Here is a 19,666-nt window from a genome sequence, read left to right on the forward strand (position 1 = left end):
GGACCGATCGCCCGTCGGGGCATAGAACGGACAGGTGCTCACCATCCGCCGGGAGGAACCGGACGACGCCGAGGCGGTCGCCCGGGTGCACGTCCACGGCTGGCAGGCCGGTTACGCCGGGATCATGCCCGCAGAGGTGCTGAACCGGCTGAACCCCCGCGCCTGGGCGCAGCGCCGGCGCGACCTCGGCACCGCCGACCCGGAGCACCCGTTCACCACGCTGGTCGCCGAGGACGACGGGGTAGTCGTCGGGTTCACCACGTTCGGGCCGTACCGGAACAACCAGGACCGCGGCGACCTCGACCCGGCGCACGGCGAACTGGTGGCCATCTACCTGGAGCCGGCGCACTGGGGCTCGGGGGCCGCCCGGACGCTGCTCGCGGCGGCCCGCGACGGCCTGGCCGAGCGCGGCTGGACCGGGTACCGGCTGTGGGTGCTGGCCGACAACGCCCGGGCCCGCCGCTTCTACGAGCGGGCCGGGCACTCACCTGACGGGGAGGAGTCCACCTACGCGGTGCCGTTGCACGGTGGACGCGCCCCGATCCTGCTCCGCGAGCTGCGGTACACCGCCGGAGGCTGACCCGGCCGGGACGTCCACGCCGTGCCGCTCACCGCCGGCCGGTGTGAGCCAGCGGCGAATCGGCAGCCCCAGCAGCAGCGCCAGGCTGATCCACACGTATGTGTTGCTGCCGAGGAACCCGTCCACGCCGGAGAAGTCCTTCTCCCAGGACCAGACGATCCGGCTGCACAGGAGCGCGTACCCGATAAACGCGGCGGCCAGCAGCAGACGGCGCCGGCGGCTGCGCGCGGGCGCCGCCATGCCGTTGTCGACCAGCAGGATCAGACCCGGCAGCAGCCAGACCAGGTGGTGCACCCAGGTCACCGGGCTGACCAGGCACATCACCGCGCCGGTGAGGGCCAGGCCGGTGGCCTCGTCGCCGGCGGCGACCGCCGCCCGCGACCGCCACGCCCACACCACGAGCGTCAGGAGTACGAGCACCAGCCACGCGATCGTGCTGGGGTGCTGCGGGTCGAGCCGGGCCACCACCCCGCGCAGCGACTGGTTGGAGACGAACGCCAGCTCACCGACCCGGTCGGTGTTCCACAGCGCCTCGGTCCAGAACTCCCGGGAGGCGTCGGGGAACAGCCCGGCCGCCACCAGCGTGGCCACGGCGGCCGTGCCGACTGTCGTCAACGCGGCCCGCCAGCGGCCGGTGACCAGCAGGTAGACGATGAAGATGCCGGGCGTCAGCTTGATCGCGGTGGCCAGGCCGATGCCCACACCCGCCCAGCGGCTGCGCGCCGGCAGCAGCCACAGCAGGTCCACCGCCACCAGGAACAGCAGCAGCATGTTGACCTGACCGAAGTTGACCGTCTCGCGCATCGGCTCGTACGCGGCGGCCAGGCAGAGCGCGACCGCGAGCGCGAACCAGCGGGTCCAGCCGGACCGGCGGGCCACCGGGTCCAGCAGCCGCCAGATCACCACGGCGCTGGCCAGCACCGTCGCGGTCACGCTGACCGTGATCGCCGCGATCCACGGCAGGTACGCCATGGGCAGCATCACCAGCGCGGCGAACGGCGGATAGGTGAAGCCGTACTGGGTGCCGGGGCGCAGGAAGTCGTAGATCTCCCCACCGTCACGAGCCCAGAAAGTCAATGCGCCGTAGTAGACCTGGAGGTCGAAGAAGCCGTGCCGGACCGCCGCCACGGAGAGGAACACGGTGACCGCCGCGGCGAGCGCCGCCACGGCGACGACCTGCGTGATCGTCCGCCCGGCACCCTGCGCCACAGTCACCCTCCTCGCCCTGCGTAGGCTCACGTGCCATGGCTGCAGGCTACGTCCGGCCCGCGCGTCCCGAGGACGCCGGCGAGATCGCACGCATCCAGCTCGCGACCTGGCGGGTCGCGTACCGCCGGATCCTGCCACGGCACGTGCTCGACAACCTCGACGAGGCGTACCTCGCGCGGCGGTGGAGCGCGGCGGTGCAGGAGCCGCCCTCGGGCGCGCACCGGGTGCTGGTCGCCGTCGAACAGGCGGCGCAATCCTATCTGGTGGGGTTCGTCGCCTCCGGTCCGGCCGATGCCGACGCGCTCGCCCCGGACGAGCCGGCCGAGGCGCTCGGCTCGGGCGTCGCGGCGGTGACCGACCTGCTGGTCGAGCCCCGGTGGGGGCGGCGCGGGCACGGCAGCCGGCTGCTCGCCTCGGCCGTGGAGCACTGGCGGGAGGACGGGCTGACCCGGGCGGTGGCGTGGGCGTTCGACGCCGACGCGGCGACCCGCGACTTCCTCGGCTCGACCGGCTGGGAGCCGGACGGCGCGACCCGCGCGCTGGACGTGGACGACATGCTGGTCCCCCAGCTCCGCTTCCACGTGGCGACCGCGGAGGAAGACCCGACCGCGTAGCGATGAGTTCCGCTCGTCTCGCCGGTCCACCCTCACGTGGTGGGCCGGCGGTCCCGGCACGGGGCAGGACCGCCGTCACCCCCGCCCGCACGCGGGCGAGCCCGGGTGACGGGTCAGGCCGGGCGGAGTTCGGCCACCAGCTCGTCGTCCTCGAACGCGCCCGTGGGGCGGAACCCCAGGGCCGTGTAGAGGGCGGCGGCGGGCCTGTTGTCGGGGTGGTAGCTCAGGCGGATCGGCTCGCCCGCCTCGGCGAGCCAGCCGGTGAGCGTCCGCACCGTGGCACCGCCCAGCCCCCGGCCCTGCTCGGCGGCGTCGATCACCATGCCGCCGATCCAGCGCGACCCGTCGTCGTCCACGCCCCACATGACGTGGCCGACGACCGTCTCGTCGGCGTAGACCGCGAGCGAGTTCCAGACGTCCGAGCGCTCGGTCAGCAGCAGGTAGCGGGCGGCGAGCGCGGCCACGAAGGCACGCTGGTCGTCGCGCGGCGCGACGTCCGCCACGGCCCGCCAGTTGTCGTCGTCCACCGGCCGCAGCGTCACCCGGCGGCCGGTGCGGTCGGAGTGTCCGGAATCGATCATGGACGCAGCCTAGGCTGGTGGCCCCGACCAGGCAAAACGGTTTACCGCAGCGGGCCGGGGCACGCGCGGCGGGTCAGTCGAGCAGGGCGTCCAGGCCGACCGTCAGGCCGGGCCGGCGACCCACCTCCCGGACCGCGAGCAGCACGCCGGGCATGAACGACACCCGGTCGTACGAGTCGTGCCGGATGGTCAGCGTCTCGCCCGTGGTGCCGAACAGCACCTCCTGGTGGGCGACCAGGCCGGTGGCGCGTACCGCGTGCACGCGTACCCCGTCGATGTCGGCGCCCCGCGCGCCCGCCACCTCGTCGCGGGTGGCGTCCGGCGCGGGCCCCAGGCCGGCGTCGGCGCGGGCGGCGGCGATCAGCCGGGCCGTGTGGGTGGCGGTGCCGCTCGGCGCGTCCAGCTTGCGCGGGTGGTGCTGCTCGACGATCTCGACCGACTCGAAGTAGCGGGCAGCGCGCGCGGCGAACTGCATCATCAGCACCGCGCCGATGCCGAAGTTGGGGGCGATCACCACGCCCACGCCGGGACGGCCGGCGAGCCACTCGCGTACCTGGTCGAGCCGCTGCTCGGTGAAGCCGGTGGTGCCGACCACCGCGTGCACGCCGTGCTCGACACACCAGCGCAGGTTGTCCATGACCGCGTCGGGGGTGGTGAAGTCGACGACCACCCCGGCACCCGCCTGCGCCACCGCGTCCAGGTCGTCGCCCTGGTCGACCGCGGCCACCAGTTCCAGGTCCGCCGCGGAGTCGACCGCCTTGCAGACCTCCATGCCCATCCGGCCCCGGGCGCCCAGCACACCGACCCGGGCCACCGTGTTCTGCTGCTCAGTCACGGGCCACAACCTATCCCAGCGCGCGGCGCGCGGTCCGGCGGACCGGTACGGCTCAGCCCGTGACCGTGAAGCTGCCGGAGTCGAACGGGCCGACCACCGCGAGGGACATCGGCCGGCCGAGCAGCTCGGCGGCGAGTGTGTTCACGTCCGCGAGCGTCACCGCGTCCACCCGGGCCAGCAGGTCGTCCACCGGCATCAGGTTGCCGTAGAGCAGTTCGCCCTTGGCGAGCCGGCTCATCCGCGAGCCGGTGTCCTCCAGCCCCAGCACGAACGAGCCCTTGCTCATCCCCTTGCCCCGGGCCAGTTCCGCCTCGGTGATCCCCTCGGCGGCCACCCGTGCCAGCTCGGCGCGGATCAGGTCCAGCACCTCGTCCACCTTGCCCGGCGCACAGCCGGCGTAGACGGCGAACACGCCGCTGTCGGCGTACTGGCTGGCGTAGGAGTAGACCGAGTACGCCAGCCCTCGCTGCTCCCGGATCTCCTGGAACAGCCGGCTGGACATGCCGCCGCCGAGCACGTTGTTCAGCACGCCGAGGGCGAACCGCCGGTCGTCGGTGCGGTCGATCCCCGGGCAGCCGAGGATGACGTGCGCCTGCTCGGTCTCCTTCGGCTCGACGAGCGTGGCGGCCGGCTTGGTGCGTACCGCCGGGGTGGCCGCCCGGTGCGGCGCCGGCGCGGCCGGGTCGGTGTCCAGCGGGGTGCCCCGCAGCGCCTGCCGGACCAGCTTGACCACTGCGGCGTGGTCGAGGTTGCCGGCGGCGGCGATCACGATCTGCGGGGCGGTGTAGCGGCGGCGGTAGAAGCCCTGGATCTGCCGCCGCGTCATCGGCGTGACCGTCTCCTCGGTGCCGGAGATGAGCCGCCCCAGCGGGTGGTCGCCGTAGACCGCGCGGGCGAACAGGTCGTGCACCTCGTCGCCCGGCTCGTCGTCGTGCATGGCGATCTCTTCGAGGATGACGCCGCGCTCGGTCTCCACGTCGGCGGCGGCCAGCACCGAGTCGGCGACCGCGTCACACATCACGTCGATGGCCAGCGGCAGGTCCTCGTCCAGCACCCGCGCGTAGTAGCAGGTGTATTCCTTCGTGGTGAAGGCGTTCGTCTCGCCGCCCACCGCCTCGATCTCGGCGGAGATATCCAGCGCGCTGCGCTTGTTTGTGCCCTTGAACAGCAGGTGCTCCAGGAAGTGCGCGGCGCCGGCCTGCGAGCCGGTCTCGTCACGCGAGCCGACCGCAACCCAGATGCCGAACGACACGCTGCGCATCGCCGGGATCGCCTCGGTGAGCACCCGCAGCCCGCTGGGCAGCACGGTACGGCGGACGGTGCCGCCGAGCGGGTCGTCGCTGAGCGTGCGGGTGACCGCGCGGGACGCCGAACCCGGCCCGGTCGACGTCACCCCCCGTCCCGTCGAGGCGGCTGACGAACTCACGAGCACCTGCTCTCCGGATGACGAGGAACGGCGGGACGTACGACGGCTCCAGCTCGCGCGGGCGACCTGGAGCCGTGGGCCGGCCCGGGTGACGCGGAGGTCACCCGGGCCGGTCGGTGGATCAGCTGTGCCGGGTCCGGCGACGCGGACGGGACTCGCCGCCGCCCTCGCCACCCTCGGAGCGACCCTCGCCGCCCTCGGAACGGCGCTCCCGGTCACCCCGGTCACGCGGGCCACGGTCGCCGCCGCGGTCCCGGCCGGACGGACGGTCGCCGCCGGCGGCCCCACCCGCGGCCGGCGCCTCGGCGCCCTCCGGGCGGATCTTGTCCAGGTAGATCTTGCCGCGGGCGTCGATGTCCGCGATCTCCACCTCGACCTTGTCGCCGACGTTGAGGAAGTCCTCGACCTTCTCGACCCGCTTGCCGTCGCCGACCTTGGAGATGTGCAGCAGGCCGTCGCGGCCCGGCAGCAGCGAGATGAAGGCGCCGAAGGCGGCGGTCTTCACCACGGTGCCGAGGAACCGCTCGCCGACCTTGGGCAGCGTCGGGTTGGCGATCCCGTTGATCCGCTCGACCGCCGCCTGGGCGGCCGGGCCGTTCGTCGCGCCGACGTAGATCGTGCCGTCGTCCTCGATCGAGATCTCGGCGCCGGTCTCGTCCTGGATCGCGTTGATGGTCTGGCCCTTCGGGCCGATCACCATGCCGATCTTATCGACCGGGATCTTGACGGTGGTCACCCGCGGCGCGTAGTCCGACATCTCGGCCGGCGCCTCGATGGCCCGCTGCATCACGTCGAGGATGGTCTGCCGGGCCTCGTGCGCCTGCTGCAGCGCGGCGGCCAGCACGTCCGACGGGATGCCGTCCAGCTTGGTGTCGAGCTGGAGCGCGGTGACGAAGTCCCGGGTGCCGGCGACCTTGAAGTCCATGTCGCCGAACGCGTCCTCGGCGCCGAGGATGTCGGTGAGCGTCACGTACTGGGTCTTGCCGTCGACCTCGTCGGAGATGAGGCCCATGGCGATGCCGGCGACCGGCGCCTTCAGCGGCACACCGGCCGAGAGCAGGCCCAGCGTCGAGGCGCAGACCGAACCCATCGAGGTGGAGCCGTTGGAGCCCAGCGCCTCGGAGACCTGCCGGATGGCGTAGGGGAACTCCTCGCGCGAGGGCAGCACCGGGATCAGCGCCCGCTCGGCGAGCGCGCCGTGGCCGATCTCGCGCCGCTTCGGCGAGCCGACCCGGCCGGTCTCACCGGTCGAGTACGGCGGGAAGTTGTAGTTGTGCATGTAGCGCTTGCGGTTCTCCGGGGACAGCGTGTCCACCATCTGCTCCATGCGCAGCATGTTCAGCGTGGTGACGCCCAGGATCTGGGTCTCGCCGCGCTCGAACAGCGCCGAGCCGTGCACCCGCGGCAGCACGCCGACCTCGGCGGTCAGCGGACGGATGTCACGCGGGCCGCGGCCGTCGATGCGGACCTGCTCGCGCAGCACCCGGTTGCGGACCTCGGACTTGGTCAGCGAACGGAACGCGGCGGAGAGCTCCTTCTCGCGGCCCTCGAACCGGCCGGTCAGCTCCTCGGCGACCTTGGCCTTGATGCGGTCCAGGGCCTCCTCGCGGTCGGCCTTGCCGGCGATCTTCAGCGCCTCGGCGACGTCGGCGCGCGCCACACCGGCCACCGCGTCGTACACGTCGTCCTGGTAGTCCAGGAAGATCGGGAACTCGGCGACCGGCTTGGCGGCCACCTCGGCCAGCTCGCTCTGCGCCCGGCACAGCTCACGGATGGCCGGCTTGGCGGCCTCCAGGCCACTGGCCACGATCTCCTCGGTCGGCGCGGTGGCGCCGGCCGAGATCAGGGCCACGGCGTTCGGGGTGGCCTCGGCCTCGACCATCATGATCGCGACCTCGCCGTCGGCCAGGGTGCGGCCGGCCACGACCATGTCGAAGGTGGCCCGCTCCAGCTCCTCCAGGGTCGGGAAGGCGACCCACTGGCCGTCGACGTTCGCGACCCGGGTCGCGCCGATCGGGCCGGAGAACGGCAGGCCGGAGAGCTTGGTCGACATCGACGCGGCGTTGATCGCCACGACGTCGTACGGGTGCTGCGGGTCGAGCGCGAGGATGGTCTCGACGACCTGGACCTCGTTGCGCAGGCCCTTGACGAACGACGGGCGCAGCGGCCGGTCGATCAGCCGGCAGGTGAGGATGGCGTCCTCGCTGGGCCGGCCCTCGCGGCGGAAGAACGAGCCGGGGATGCGGCCCGCGGCGTACATCCGCTCCTCGACGTCCACGGTCAGCGGGAAGAAGTCGAACGACTCGCGCGGCTGCTTGCCGGCCGTGGTGGCGGAGAGGACGACCGTCTCGCCGAGCTGGGCGACGACGGAGCCGGCGGCCTGGCGGGCCAGACGGCCGGTGGAGAAGGTGATCTCGCGGGTGCCGAAGGCCCCGTTGTCGATCACCGCGGTGCGGGATTCGGTGCCGAGGTTGGTCTCGGTCATGTGCTGTGGTGCTCCTTCGCGTCGTCGGCCGACGACACGGGAACTGCTCAGGCGGCCGGTCTTCGATCGAAGCGCCCGGGATGGCCGGCGTCGTGCCGGGATTCCCGGGGGCCACTACCGGAGACCGGTGCTGACCGGCTCCCTCTTCGGGTGTCGCGCGGCCGGGTTCTTCGGTGGTACCGCAACGGGGGAGCGGCCAGGCGGCCACTCCCCCGTCAGGTCATCGGCGCAGGCCGAGCCGCTCGATGAGCGACCGGTAGCGGTTGATGTCCTTCTTCTGGACGTAGTTCAGCAGCCGGCGGCGCCGGCCGACCAGCAGCAGCAGCCCACGGCGGCTGTGGTGGTCGTGCTTGTGCACCTTCAGGTGCTCGGTGAGCTCCGCGATCCGCTTGGTCAGGACCGCGACCTGCACCTCGGGCGAGCCGGTGTCGCCCTCGGCGGTCGCGTACTCCTGGCGGATCTTGGCCTTGGCTTCCTGGTCGAGCGCCATGTTCTCCCTGTTTCGTGGGTCATTCGATGAGGTCCGGAGCGGTCGTGGTGACCGGTGCAACGGACCGGTTCCTCGCACCCGCGGCGTCGTGCAGGCACGCGAGGCCCCCGTCGGTCAGCCGACGTCTCCGCCAGCCTACCAGCCCTCGCGCCGGACGGCCGGTCAAGGTGGCCCAGGCGGGTCAGAGCACCGCCCGGCGGGTGCGCTCCACGTCCTCGGCGATCTGGGCCACCAGCGGCTCGATCGCGTCGTACGTCCGCTGTTCACGCAGGTGCGCCACGAAGTCCAGGGCCAGCCGCTCGCCGTACAGGTCGCCGGCGAAGTCCAGCGCGTACGCCTCCACCCGCCGCTCCCGCCCGGAGAACGTCGGGTTGGTGCCGATCGACACCGCCGCGGCCAGCGGCTCGCCGTCGCGGCGCACCAGCCGGGCCGCGTACACGCCGTCGGCCGGCACCGCCGCGTACCTGTGGGTCAGCAGGTTGGCCGTCGGGTAACCCAGCTCACGTCCGCGCTGGTCACCACGGACCACCACGCCCTCGACCCGGTGCGGGCGGCCCAGCGCCGCCGCCGCCGCGCCCACGTCGCCCGCGTCGACGCAGGACCTGATGTACGTGGAGGAGAAGACCGTCCCCCGCTCGGCGACCAGCGGCGCCCCCTCGACGGCGAACCCGAAGGTGCTGCCCAGCCGCTCCAGCAGCGGAACGTCGCCCGCGGCCCGGTGCCCGAACCGGAAGTTGTCGCCGACCACCACCAGCGCGGCGTGCAGGTGCTCGACCAGGACGTCGTGCACGAACGCCTCGGGTGGCAGCCGGGAGAACTCGACTGTGAACGGCACCACGCAGAGCACGTCCACGCCGAGCGCCTCGATCAGCTCGGCCTTGCGGGCCGGCTCGGTCAGCACCGCCGGATGCGAGCCGGGGCGCACCACCTCGGCCGGGTGCGGGTCGAACGTCACCACCACCGACTTGACGCCCAGCTCCCGGGCCCGCGCCACGGTGTGCCCGATGGTGGCCTGGTGCCCCCGGTGCACGCCGTCGAAGACGCCGATGGTGACCACCGAGCGGCCCCAGCCGCCGGGTGCCGCCTCGTACCCCCGCCACCGCTGCATGCCGTTCCTCCCCTGTCCGCCCGCGTGCCGTTCAGGCCGGGGCCAGCACGATCTCCGCGCGGGCCCGACCGTCCCGCTCGCTGACGATAGCGATCAACCCGCCCGCCGGGTCGAAGACGGCGTACGGCCCGGTGATCCCGGCCGGCGTCAGCGGCCCGCCGTGGGACAGCACCCGGGCCTCGTCGGCGGTGGCGTCCCGGCGCGGGAAGAACCGCTCGGCGGCGGCGTCAAGCGGCAGGTTCACCACGTCCGGCGCGCGTGCTTCGAGCTGGTCGAGCGTGGCCGCCTCGGCGAGCGTGAACCCGCCCACGGCGGTCCGGCGCAGCGCGGTGAGGTGGCCGCCGACGCCGAGCGCGGCCCCCGCGTCGCGGGCCAGCGCCCGGATGTACGTCCCGGACGAGCAGGTCACGTCCACGTCCACGTCCACCACGTCCGGGGTGTCCCGGCGGATCGCGCGCACCTCCAGCCGGGACACGGTGACGCGCCGGGCGGGCAGGTCGACCGCCTCGCCGTCGCGGACCCGCTTGTACGCCCGCTGTCCGTTGATCTTGATGGCGCTCACCGCGCTCGGCACCTGGTCGATCTCGCCGGTGAGGGCGGCCAGCGCGGCGCGTACCCCGTCGTCGGTGACCGCGCCGGCCGGGGTGGTCGCGACCACCTCGCCCTCGGCGTCGTCGGTGACTGTGGACTGCCCCAGCCGGATCGTCGCGGCGTAGCTCTTGCCGGCGCCGATCACATAGGTGAGCAGCCGGGTCGCCCGCCCCACGCCGATCACCAGGACGCCGGTGGCCATCGGGTCGAGCGTGCCGCCGTGACCGACGCGGCGGGTACGGGCCAGCCGCCGGATGCGGGCCACCACGTCGTGCGACGTCATGCCGCCGGGCTTGTCGACCACGATCAGACCGTCTGTGCTCACGACCGCCAAGCCTGCCAGACGCCGGTGATCGGCCCTGCGGGGGATACCGCCGGCCGCCGGGGCCACCGACGCGGACCGACGCCCTGTACGACCTGGACCGCCCGATCAAGGGCCCCAACCCGTGCTGAGGCCGGGTGGTCAGCGCACCGCGCCGACCACCGCCCACGCGCCCGAGCGCATCCGCAGCAGCAGGCCGGCCAGCCGCAGCACCACGAACAGCGTCAGCCCGGCCCAGATCCCGCCCAGCCCGAGGTCGAACCCGTAGGCCAGCCAGATCGCCGGCAGGAACCCGCCGAACGCGCAGACGATGGTGAGGTTGCGCAGGTAGCGCACGTCGCCCGCGCCGATCAGCACCCCGTCCAGCGCGAACACCACGCCGCCGATCGGCTGGAGCGCGACGAACCAGGGCCAGGCCGTCATGGCCTGCTCGCGTACCTGCGGATCCGAGCTGAACCACGCCGGCACCACGCCGGCGCCGGCGGCGATCAGCACCGCGAAGGCCACGCCGCACAGCCCGCCGAGCAGCGCGACGCGGCGGGCCAGGAACCGCGCGCCGGCCGCGTCGCCGCCGCCGAGCGCGGCGCCGACGAGCGACTGCGCGGCGATGGCCAGGGCGTCGAGCACCAGCACGGTGAAGAACCACAGTTGGACGGCGATCTGGTGCGCGCCCACCGCGGCGGCGCCGAAGCGGGCCGCGACGGCGGTGGCGGACAGGAAGCTGGCCTGGAACGCGACGCCCCGCACGAGCAGGTCCCGGCTGAGCACGAGTTGCTGCCCGATCACCCGGGGCCGGGGACGCAGCGAGACCCGCTCGCGCACCAGCGCCGCCGCGAACAGGACACCGGAGAGCGTCTGCGCGATCGCGTTCGCCACCGCCGAGCCGACCAGGCCGAGCCCGGCCGGATAGACCAGCAGCGGGCAGAGCAGCGCGGAGAGCAGGTTCGGGCCGAGCACGAACAGCAGCGGGCGGCGGGTGTCCTGGATGCCGCGCAGCCAGCCGTTGCCGGCGGCGGCGAGCAGCAGGCCGGGCGCGCCGAGCGCCGCGACCCGCAGCCATCCGGCGGCGGCGTCGGCCACCTCGCCGGGGCCGCCGACGAGGGTACGCGCCAGCGCGCCACCACCGATCCCGATGGCGATCGCCACCAGCACTCCGGTGGCCAGCGCGAGCCACGACGCCTGCACGCCCTCGGCCACCGCGGCGGCCCGGTCCCCCGCACCGAAGCGGCGGGCCGATCGCCCGGTGGTGCCGTACGCGACGACGGTGCCGACCCAGGCGGTGAGCGTCATGACGGTGCCGCCGACGGCGAGCGCGGCCAGCGGCACCCGGCCGAGGTGACCGACCACCGCGGTGTCGACCAGGACGTAGAGCGGCTCGGCGGCCAGCACCACGAGGGCGGGCAGCGCGAGCGCGGCGATCCGCCGCGGCGAGGCGGTGACGGCGGGGGCGGCAGTGGTGCTCATCGCCGCCGATCCTGGCACGCCCCCAGTAAGGTCCGCAAGGCGCGGTACTACTTACCCACGTCGGCCAGGAACCGGGCCGTGTCACGGCGCCCCCGCAGGCGGCGCACCGGCAGCCCGGGGGCGTGCTCGGACAGCGCGGCCAGCACCCGGGGCCGGGAGTCGCGGGGGTAACGCCAGACGTAGGGCAGGAAGTCGAGATCGAGCCGCTCCAGACAGCCCTCGGGCCGGTCGGGGCGGGACGCGGCGCGATGCACCCACCGGCGGCGGACGATCCGGACCAGGCAGCGCAGCCGGGAGGTGTCGCAGAGCACCAGCAGGTCGGCGCGGGGCAGCCGCAGGTCGAGCGTGCTCGCGTAGTTGCCGTCCATCACCCAGGCCGGGCGGGCGGCGAGCGCTGCCACCTCGGCGCGGAAGTCAGCCGGGGCGGAGGCGGTCCAGCCGGGGCGCCAGTAGTGCCGGTCGAGGTGGATCAGGGGAAGGTCGAGTCGCCGGGCCAGTTCACCGGCGAGCGTGCTCTTGCCGGCGCCGGAACTGCCGACCACGAGGATGCGTCGCACCGGGCGACGGTAGCGCGGGAGCGGTTTCCGCGCGGCGGTGACGTCGGCGGCGGGCTGCGGGTGCGGCCCGGCCGGCGTCACCGCCGGACGGCGTACGTCACTGACGGGTGTCCATCGAGGTCTGCAGCGCGCGGCGCATCTGCTCGCGCGCCTCGTCGGTGGTGGTCTCGGTCCGCGGCTTGCGCTTGCTGGGCATCTGAAGGTCCTTCCAGGGTGCGGACCGCCGGGACATGGCGGTCCTACGGGCGCCCGGCGCTCCGGGTCGGCGCGACGACACATCGCGCCACGACCGGGAGTCGTCGGCGGCTGAACGCCCGGCAGCGGTCCGGGATCACCGGAGCGGCTCGCCTGGCAGCGGGAGCCCGGGTCGGTCTGACCCTGGAGGGAGGCGAGGCCGGGTGCGGCACCACCGCCCGTGACCAGCGCCGCGAAGCGCCGGTCCCGCACCCAAATTAACGTTCACTTTCCAGATGCTGCCCACTGTTCCCGAAATGCGGAAAGATCAATGTCGTCGTCCCGCCCCGGCGAGGGCGGTCAGCGGGCCAGGAAGTGCCAGCCCAGCCACCACCAGAACCCGAACAGGCCGATCCGGCCGACCGGCACCGGGCCCACCTCGTAGCGCATCACGAACGCGCAGACGTCTGCCATCGACGGGATCCGCGAACCCTCCCGGCGCGCGGCCCACTCGACGACCGCGAACAGCACGATCGAGACTCCGAACCCGCCGATCGCCAGTGCCCGCATCATCGGCGCACCAGTCCCCAGAACGTGGACAGCCACGCGAACCAGGCCGCCGAACGGACCAGGCTGTCCTCCAGCAGCGGATCGGCCAGCCGGGAGAAGGTGGGGAAGTCGTCGCCCGCCGCCATCACGAACGTCGCCCCCTCGAAGACCCCGAAGACGGTCACCGGCACCAGCCACCAGAGCGCGACCGACGGCAACCGGCGCGGCGCCGGACGCCGGGGCACCCGGTTGCTCAGGCCGACCCAGATCAGCCCTCCGCCGGTGGTGACGATGTAGAGGTTCGCGGCGGTCGAGAAGGACGGCATCTGGCCGCCGACGAGGGACAGGCAGATCAGCACCGGCACGGAGACGACCGGCCGGTCCCAGGCCCGGGGCGCCTCGACGGTGAGCTCACGGGGATGATCCATCAACCGATTGTCCCCAGCGTCACGCACGGCGGAAAGCCCGGCACGCGTCGTGCTCCCCCGAAAACGCGCCGATCAGCTCACACTTGCGGTGGCCAGCTCCGCGCGGATCAGCCCGACCACCTCGTCGAGCGCCCCCCGCCCGGTGAAACCGGCGGCGAACCGGTGCCCGCCGCCGCCGAGCGCCACCGCCACCGCGCTCACGTCCACCGCGCCCTTGCTGCGCAGCGACACCGCCCACTCGGCCTCGCCCGCCTGCTTGACCACGCAGCTCACGTCCGCCTCGGCGGTGCAGCGCACCGAGTCGATCAGCGCCTCCAGCACGTACGCGGGCTGGTCGTGGCGGACCAGGTCGTCGCGGGTGGCGTACGTCCAGACGAGGCCGTGCCCGGCGGCCGCAGCCGGTTCCAGCGTGGCCCGGCCGAGCACCTCGCCGAAGAGGCGGACCGCGCCGAACGGGCGGGTGTCGAAGACCCGCCGGGAGATGTCGCCCGGGCGGATGCCGGTGGCCACCAGGCGCGCGGCCGTCTCGTGCACGGCCGGGGTGGTCGCCTCGAAGCGGAACGAGCCGGTGTCGGTGGCGAGCGCGACGTACATCCCGGTGGCGATCTCCGCGTCCAGCGGCACGCCGAGCCGGTCCAGCAGCTCCAGCGCGACCACCGAGGTGGCGGCGGCGTGCGGGTCGACCAGGCTGATCCGGCCGAAGCCGCTGTTCGAGGCGTGGTGGTCGAGCACCAGCGACGTGCCAGCCGTGTCCAGCCGGTCGGCCAGGTCGCCCAGCCGGGACTCGCTCGCCGCGTCGAAGCAGATCACCAGGTCCGGCGCCGGGTACGCGTCGTCCTGCGGCACCAGCAGATCCACGCCGGGCATCCAGCGGAACGGCTCGGGCACCTCCGGCGGGCCGGGGAAGGTGGCCTGGAGATCACGTACGCCGAGCCGGCGCAGGCCCAGCCCGAAGCCGAGCATGCTGCCCAGCGCGTCCCCGTCCGGGTTCACGTGGCAGATCAGCAGCACCCGCGCGTCGGCGGGGAGGTCGCGTACCGCCGCGACGGCGGCGGCCCACGCGGTCTCGGTGGGCCCGGCGGCCTCGGTCACCGGCTCTCGCCGGCGCGCGGCTCGTCGTCGTCGGCGTCCCCGGCCGGGGCGTCGTCGGCGTCCTCGTCGTCCTCGACCCGGTACGGCTGGGCCTCACCGGCGTACGAGGCCTTGGCGGCCAGCCGCTGCACCTCGGCGTCGGCGGTACGCGCGGCCGCGAGCAGATCGTCGATGTGCTTGACCTGGTCCTGCACGTCGTCGAGGACGAAGGTGAGCGTCGGCGAGTGCCGCAGCCCGAGCGCCTTGCCGACGGTGCTGCGCAGCATGCCGTTGGCGCTCTCCAGCGCGGCGGCGGTGCTCGCCTGGGCCGCCGCGTCGCCGAGCACCGTGTAGAAGACTGTGGCGTCGCGCAGGTCGGCGGTGATCCGGGCGTCGGTGATCGTGATCATCCCGAGCCGGGGGTCCTTGATCTGGCTACGCACCACCGACGCGACGAGTTCCCGGATGCGCTCCGCGTGCCGGCGAACCTTTGCCTGATCCGTCATGTCCCCCACCTCCGGGATCACCTTTACCCACGACGACGCCGGATCTCCGTGCGATCCGGGCCGTCGGCCGGAGACGGGGCGCGTGGGCGCCGCCGGGTCCGACCGCCCAACGCTGAAGAACACTACCCGCGCCCGGCCGGCGCCCGCGCGGCACGGCCGCAGTGCCGCGCGGTCAGTCGTCCGTGCCGTGCAGGCGACGGCGTACCGACAGCAGCTCGGTCTCCGGGCGGGCGGCGACCAGCCGCTCGCAGGAGTCGAGCACCTCGCGGACATGAGCCGGCTCGGCGGCCACCACGGCCACCCCGATCTCGGCCCGGCCGTGCAGGTCCAGCGCCCCCACCTCGGCGGTGGAGACCTCGAACTTGCGCAGCGCGGCGACGATCGGCCGGACGTACGACCGCTTGGCCTTCAGGGAGCGGGAGTCACCCGGGAGCAACAGGTCGAACAGCGCGGTTCCGGTATACACGGCGAGCAACGGTACGCCGGGCGGCGCACCCCGGCACCCGATTAAGGCGCGACCGCCACCAGCACGTCCCGCTCGATCGCCTGGTCGACCCGGTGTGCGAAGTCACCGAAACCGGGGCCGTCCAGCACCCGCAGCCCGGCGTCGGCCAGCACCGCCTCCGCCCGCGCCCGCGGCGCCACGTGCGTGTTCCAGGACAGCCCGAGCGCGCCACCCGGGCGCAGCAGCTCCCGCCACACCGGCACGGCGGCGGTGAGCAGCTCCAGCGGGCTGCGGGACAGCCCCTGACCGGTACGGCTGCCGTGCGCCACCCCGTACGGCGCGTCGGTGACGATCACGTCGGCGCAGCGGGCGCGCAACGCCTCGCGGGCCCGGGTGGTGTCGGTGTTCAGCACTGTGATCCGCTGCGTGGCGCCGGCCCGGTGCTCGTCCCGCGACGGTGCGACGACGGCCTCGAACCGGCGGGCGACCAGCTTGCGGTCCCGGCGCACCGACGTCGACTCGGTGGTGTGCTTGAGCCGCTTGCGGCGCAGCCAGGTACGCAGGAACGCCGCGTACGCCTCCACGTCCTGACTGTCACGCTCGATGCCGATGCCGTCGTAGCCGTACATGAGCGCCTGGTTGAGCGTGGTGCCCCGGCCGCAGAGCGGGTCCAGCACCACCACCGGCCCGTCCAGCATCCGCGGCGCGGCGGCGGAGGCGAGCACAGTGACGTTGAGCAACAGGCGGGTGAACTGCTCGTTCGTCTTTCCGGCGTACTTGGGGATGGTGATCAGGTCGGAGTCGTACCGGGCCAGCGGGCGCAGCGGCACCGGCCGCAGCAGGTCGTCGCCGACCCGCTCGAACAGCGCGTACGCCGCCGACAGGTTCGCCAGGTAGGCCAGGTCCCGCTCGCCGAGCCCGGGTTCGGCGGTGCCGAACGTCAGGTACTCCACCCCGCCGATCTCCGTCACCTCCGCGTCGGCCGGTACGGCGCCGAGGACGCCGGAGCCGGCGAACACGGCCAGTTCGGCGCGGGCCAGCCGGGCCGCCGCGTCGGCGTAGACGCGGTTGGCGGAGGGGGCGAGGAGTAGTGCGTACCGGATCACGCCGCAGATTGTCGCAGCCTGCGGAGACGGCGACGGCCGGGGCCCGAAGGCCCCGGCCGCCGGCCGGTCGTACGCGTGGTCGTCAGGCGCGCGGCTTCTCGCGCATCTCGAACGTCTCGATGACGTCGCCGACCTGGACGTTGTTGTAGCCGCCCAGCGTCAGACCACACTCGAAGCCCTCGCGGACCTCGGTCGCGTCGTCCTTGAACCGCTTCAAGGAGCTGATCGTGAGGTTGTCCGCCACGACCGCACCGTCCCGCAGCAGCCGCGCCTTGGCGTTGCGGCGGATGAGGCCGGACCGGACGATACAGCCGGAGATGTTGCCGATCTTGGACGAGCGGAAGACGTCGCGGATCTCCGCGGTGCCCAGCTCGACCTCCTCGTACTCCGGCTTGAGCAGACCCTTGAGCGCGGCGTCGATCTCCTCGATGGCCTGGTAGATGACGGTGTAGTACCGGATCTCCACGCCCTCGCGGTCGGCCATCTCGCGGACCTTGTTCGAGGCCCGAACGTTGAAGCCGATGATCGTGACCGCCTCGGACGAGGCGCTCGCGAGCATGACGTCGCTCTCGGTGATCGCACCCACGCCCCGGTGGATGATCCGAAGCTGGACTTCCTCGGGGATGTCGAGGTTGAACAGCGCGTCCTCGAGCGCCTCCACCGAACCGGAGACGTCGCCCTTGAGCACCAGGTTGAGCGAGGTCTTCTCGCCCTCCTTGAGCTGCTCCATGAGCGTCTCGAGAGTGGCCCGGCCACGGGAGTTGGCGAACGAAGCCGCCCGCCGCCGTGCCTGCCGCTGCTCGGCGATCTGCCGCACGGTCCGGTCGTCCTCGGCGGCCAGGAAGGTGTCACCCGCACCCGGCACCGTGGTCAGACCCAGCACCATGACCGGACGCGCCGGACCGGCCGAGTCGACCGGCTTGCCGTTCTCGTCCAGCATGGCCCGCACGCGGCCGTGCGCCCCACCGGCGACGATCGAGTCACCGGCACGCAGGGTGCCCTTCTGCACCAGCACGGTCGCCACCGCGCCACGGCCCTTGTCCAGGTGCGCCTCGATGGCGACACCCTGCGCCGGCCCGTCGATCGGAGCGGTCAGCTCCAGCGACGCGTCGGCGGTCAGCAGCACGGCCTCGAGCAGTTCCTCGATGCCGATGCCGGGCTTGGCCGCCACGTTGACGAACATGGTCTCGCCGCCGTACTCCTCGGCGACCAGGCCGTACTCGGTCAGCTGCTGGCGGACCTTGTCCGGGTTCGCCTCGGGCTTGTCGACCTTGTTGACCGCGACCACGATCGGCACGTCCGCCGCCTTGGCGTGGTTGAGCGCCTCGATGGTCTGCGGCATCACGCCGTCGTCCGCCGCCACCACCAGGATCACGATGTCCGTGACCTGGGCGCCACGGGCACGCATGGCGGTGAACGCCTCGTGACCCGGGGTGTCGATGAACGTCACCGCGCGGTCCTCGCCCTCGTGCGGGACGTGGACCTGGTAGGCGCCGATGTGCTGGGTGATGCCACCCGCCTCGCCGGCCACCACGTTCGCCTTGCGGATCGCGTCGAGCAGCTTGGTCTTACCGTGGTCGACGTGACCCATGACGGTCACCACCGGCGCACGGCTGACCAGGCGGTCCTCCGCGACCTCGGCGTCGAGGTCGATGTTGAACTGCGCGAGCAGCTCGCGGTCCTCGTCCTCCGGGCTGACGATCTGCACGTCGAAGCCGAGGTGCTCACCCAGCAGCTGCAGGGTCTCGTCGGAGCACGACTGGGTCGCCGTCACCATCTCGCCCAGGTTGAACATCTCCTGGACCAGCGAACCCGGGTTGGCGTTGATCTTGTCGGCGAAGTCCGACAGCGAGGCGCCACGGGACAACCGGACGACCTGACCCTGACCGCGGGGCGCGCCCGAGGACATGGTCGGCGCCGACAGGTTGTCGAACTCCTGTCTGCGCTGCTTCTTGGACTTGCGACCACGGGTCGGCCGGCCGCCGGGACGCCCGAAGGCACCCGCCGCGCCACCGCCACGGCCACGGCCGCCGCCGCCGGGACGGCCACCGCCGCCGACCGGACCACCCGGACGGAAACCACCGCCGGGAGCACCGCCACCGCCGCCGGGACCGCCGCGGTAACCACCGCCACCGCCGCCACCACCGGGACCGCCGCGGTAACCACCGCCACCGCCACCGCCGCCGGGACCGCCGCGGTAACCACCGCCGCCGCCACCGGGACGACCGGCGCCACCGCCGGGTCCGCCACGACCGCCACCGGGGCCGCCGGGACGGCCGGTGGTCGGGCGCTGGCTCGGCATGGAGGCCGGGCTGGGCCGAGGCGGCATCGAGGCCGGGCTCGGCCGCGGCGGCATACCGGCCGGGCTGGGACGGGGACCGCCCGCGCCCGCGGCCGGGGGCCGCTGCTGCTGCCCGCCCTGGATACCGAACGGGTTGTTACCGGCGCCACGCGCCGGCGGACGCCCACCGGGCCGGGCACCGGGGCCCTGACCCTGTCCCGGACCACCGGGACGGCCGGCGGCCGGGGAACCCGGACGCGGCGGCATGGCGTTCGGGCCGGGACGCGGGCCGGGACGGGGACCGCCCTCGGCCGGAGGCTCCCGGCGTACGGTCTCGCGCTGCTGCTGGCGGGCGGCCTGGGCGGCCTTGACCGCGGCCTCCTGCTCAGCCTTGAGCGCGGCGGCACGCGCCTCGGCGGCCGCCACTTCGATGTCGTGCGCGCTCGCCGGCTTGGCGACCGGAGTCGCCGGCTGCGGCGGGCCGGGGACCGGGCCCTTGGGCTTCGGTCCAGGGGTCGGCGCGGCCGGACGCCGGGGCGGCATCGGCCTGGCCGAGACCCGGGGGGCACCCGGGGTCGGGGTGGGCGTCGGGGTCGGTGCCGGGCCACTGGGCGCGGCAGCCGGCGGACCGGCGGGCGCCGACGAACCGGCTACGAACGCGCTACGCAGCCGTCGGGCGACAGGCGCCTCGACGGTGCTGGACGCGGACTTCACGAACTCGCCCATCTCCTTGAGCTTGGCGAGAACGGTCTTGCTTTCGACCCCGAGCTCCTTGGCAAGCTCGTGTACGCGGGCCTTTCCTGCCACTGCACTCCTCACTCCGAGGTCGTGCGGGCAGCACCCG

19 protein-coding genes are annotated in these 19,666 nt (G+C 73.6%); 2 read left to right on the forward strand and 17 right to left on the reverse strand.

Features of this window, described 5'->3' with window-relative positions:
- Positions 1-34: 34 nt before the first annotated feature.
- Positions 35-580, forward strand: coding sequence for a GNAT family N-acetyltransferase (locus tag AB0C17_RS01045; RefSeq protein WP_357382490.1), 546 nt, complete (start codon positions 35-37; stop codon positions 578-580).
- Here the strand turns inward: AB0C17_RS01045 and AB0C17_RS01050 are convergent.
- On the reverse strand, positions 485-1,789 hold the full coding sequence (locus AB0C17_RS01050) for a glycosyltransferase family 87 protein (protein ID WP_357382488.1): 1,305 nt from the start codon (positions 1,787-1,789) through the stop codon (positions 485-487). The genes AB0C17_RS01045 and AB0C17_RS01050 overlap by 96 nt on opposite strands.
- A 35-nt stretch (positions 1,790-1,824) precedes the next feature.
- On the opposite strand from AB0C17_RS01050, the gene AB0C17_RS01055 reads away from it, so the two are divergent.
- Positions 1,825-2,403, forward strand: coding sequence for a GNAT family N-acetyltransferase (locus AB0C17_RS01055; protein ID WP_357382486.1), 579 nt, complete (start codon positions 1,825-1,827; stop codon positions 2,401-2,403).
- Positions 2,404-2,516: 113 nt separating this feature from the next.
- Here AB0C17_RS01055 and AB0C17_RS01060 read toward each other — a convergent pair whose 3' ends face one another.
- The 16 genes from AB0C17_RS01060 to infB all read right to left on the reverse strand — a co-directional run bounded on the left by AB0C17_RS01060 (position 2,517) and on the right by infB (position 19,629).
- Complete coding sequence (locus tag AB0C17_RS01060) at positions 2,517-2,984, reverse strand: GNAT family N-acetyltransferase (protein ID WP_357382484.1); 468 nt, start codon at positions 2,982-2,984, stop codon at positions 2,517-2,519.
- 73 nt (positions 2,985-3,057) lie between these two features.
- Positions 3,058-3,819 carry a 4-hydroxy-tetrahydrodipicolinate reductase gene (dapB, locus tag AB0C17_RS01065; RefSeq protein WP_357382482.1) on the reverse strand — a complete coding sequence of 254 codons (762 nt, stop codon included), beginning with the start codon at positions 3,817-3,819 and terminating at the stop codon, positions 3,058-3,060.
- A gap of 52 nt (positions 3,820-3,871) precedes the next feature.
- A complete protein-coding gene (locus AB0C17_RS01070; protein ID WP_357382479.1) occupies positions 3,872-5,212 on the reverse strand; it encodes a pitrilysin family protein in 1,341 nt (446 codons plus the stop codon).
- Between the two features lie 154 nt (positions 5,213-5,366).
- Positions 5,367-7,730, reverse strand: coding sequence for a polyribonucleotide nucleotidyltransferase (locus AB0C17_RS01075; protein WP_357476200.1), 2,364 nt, complete (start codon positions 7,728-7,730; stop codon positions 5,367-5,369).
- 220 nt (positions 7,731-7,950) lie between these two features.
- The gene (gene rpsO, locus AB0C17_RS01080) at positions 7,951-8,220 is read right to left on the reverse strand and encodes a 30S ribosomal protein S15 (RefSeq protein ID WP_013284678.1); all 270 of its coding nucleotides are present in this window, start codon (positions 8,218-8,220) and stop codon (positions 7,951-7,953) included.
- A gap of 181 nt (positions 8,221-8,401) precedes the next feature.
- Positions 8,402-9,328, reverse strand: coding sequence for a bifunctional riboflavin kinase/FAD synthetase (locus tag AB0C17_RS01085; RefSeq protein WP_357382475.1), 927 nt, complete (start codon positions 9,326-9,328; stop codon positions 8,402-8,404).
- 31 nt (positions 9,329-9,359) lie between these two features.
- Positions 9,360-10,244 (reverse strand): tRNA pseudouridine(55) synthase TruB, encoded by an 885-nt coding sequence (gene truB, locus AB0C17_RS01090; RefSeq protein ID WP_357382473.1) that lies wholly within the window; start codon positions 10,242-10,244, stop codon positions 9,360-9,362.
- Positions 10,245-10,382: 138 nt separating this feature from the next.
- Positions 10,383-11,705: an MATE family efflux transporter gene (locus tag AB0C17_RS01095; RefSeq protein WP_357476202.1), complete on the reverse strand. Its 1,323-nt coding sequence runs from the start codon at positions 11,703-11,705 to the stop codon at positions 10,383-10,385.
- 47 nt (positions 11,706-11,752) lie between these two features.
- Positions 11,753-12,262, reverse strand: coding sequence for an adenylate kinase (locus AB0C17_RS01100; RefSeq protein ID WP_357476204.1), 510 nt, complete (start codon positions 12,260-12,262; stop codon positions 11,753-11,755).
- A gap of 534 nt (positions 12,263-12,796) precedes the next feature.
- Positions 12,797-13,006 carry a DUF6186 family protein gene (locus AB0C17_RS01105; protein ID WP_357382766.1) on the reverse strand — a complete coding sequence of 70 codons (210 nt, stop codon included), beginning with the start codon at positions 13,004-13,006 and terminating at the stop codon, positions 12,797-12,799.
- Positions 13,006-13,413, reverse strand: a complete 408-nt coding sequence (locus AB0C17_RS01110; RefSeq protein ID WP_357382467.1) for a hypothetical protein — start codon at positions 13,411-13,413, stop codon at positions 13,006-13,008. The genes AB0C17_RS01105 and AB0C17_RS01110 overlap by 1 nt, the downstream gene beginning before the upstream one ends.
- 72 nt (positions 13,414-13,485) lie before the next feature.
- Positions 13,486-14,505 carry a bifunctional oligoribonuclease/PAP phosphatase NrnA gene (locus AB0C17_RS01115; RefSeq protein ID WP_357476206.1) on the reverse strand — a complete coding sequence of 340 codons (1,020 nt, stop codon included), beginning with the start codon at positions 14,503-14,505 and terminating at the stop codon, positions 13,486-13,488.
- On the reverse strand, positions 14,502-14,990 hold the full coding sequence (gene rbfA / locus AB0C17_RS01120) for a 30S ribosome-binding factor RbfA (RefSeq protein ID WP_357382463.1): 489 nt from the start codon (positions 14,988-14,990) through the stop codon (positions 14,502-14,504). Before rbfA ends, AB0C17_RS01115 begins: the two co-directional genes overlap by 4 nt.
- A gap of 172 nt (positions 14,991-15,162) precedes the next feature.
- Positions 15,163-15,456 (reverse strand): DUF503 domain-containing protein, encoded by a 294-nt coding sequence (locus tag AB0C17_RS01125; protein WP_357476208.1) that lies wholly within the window; start codon positions 15,454-15,456, stop codon positions 15,163-15,165.
- Positions 15,457-15,497: 41 nt separating this feature from the next.
- Positions 15,498-16,541 carry an SAM-dependent methyltransferase gene (locus AB0C17_RS01130; RefSeq protein WP_357467365.1) on the reverse strand — a complete coding sequence of 348 codons (1,044 nt, stop codon included), beginning with the start codon at positions 16,539-16,541 and terminating at the stop codon, positions 15,498-15,500.
- An 82-nt stretch (positions 16,542-16,623) separates the two neighbouring features.
- Entirely contained in the window at positions 16,624-19,629 is a 3,006-nt protein-coding gene (infB, locus tag AB0C17_RS01135; protein WP_357382459.1) for a translation initiation factor IF-2, read from the reverse strand.
- Positions 19,630-19,666 lie beyond the last annotated feature (37 nt).

This window comes from Micromonospora sp. NPDC048887, from assembly GCF_040649715.1.
GTDB lineage: Bacteria > Actinomycetota > Actinomycetes > Mycobacteriales > Micromonosporaceae > Micromonospora.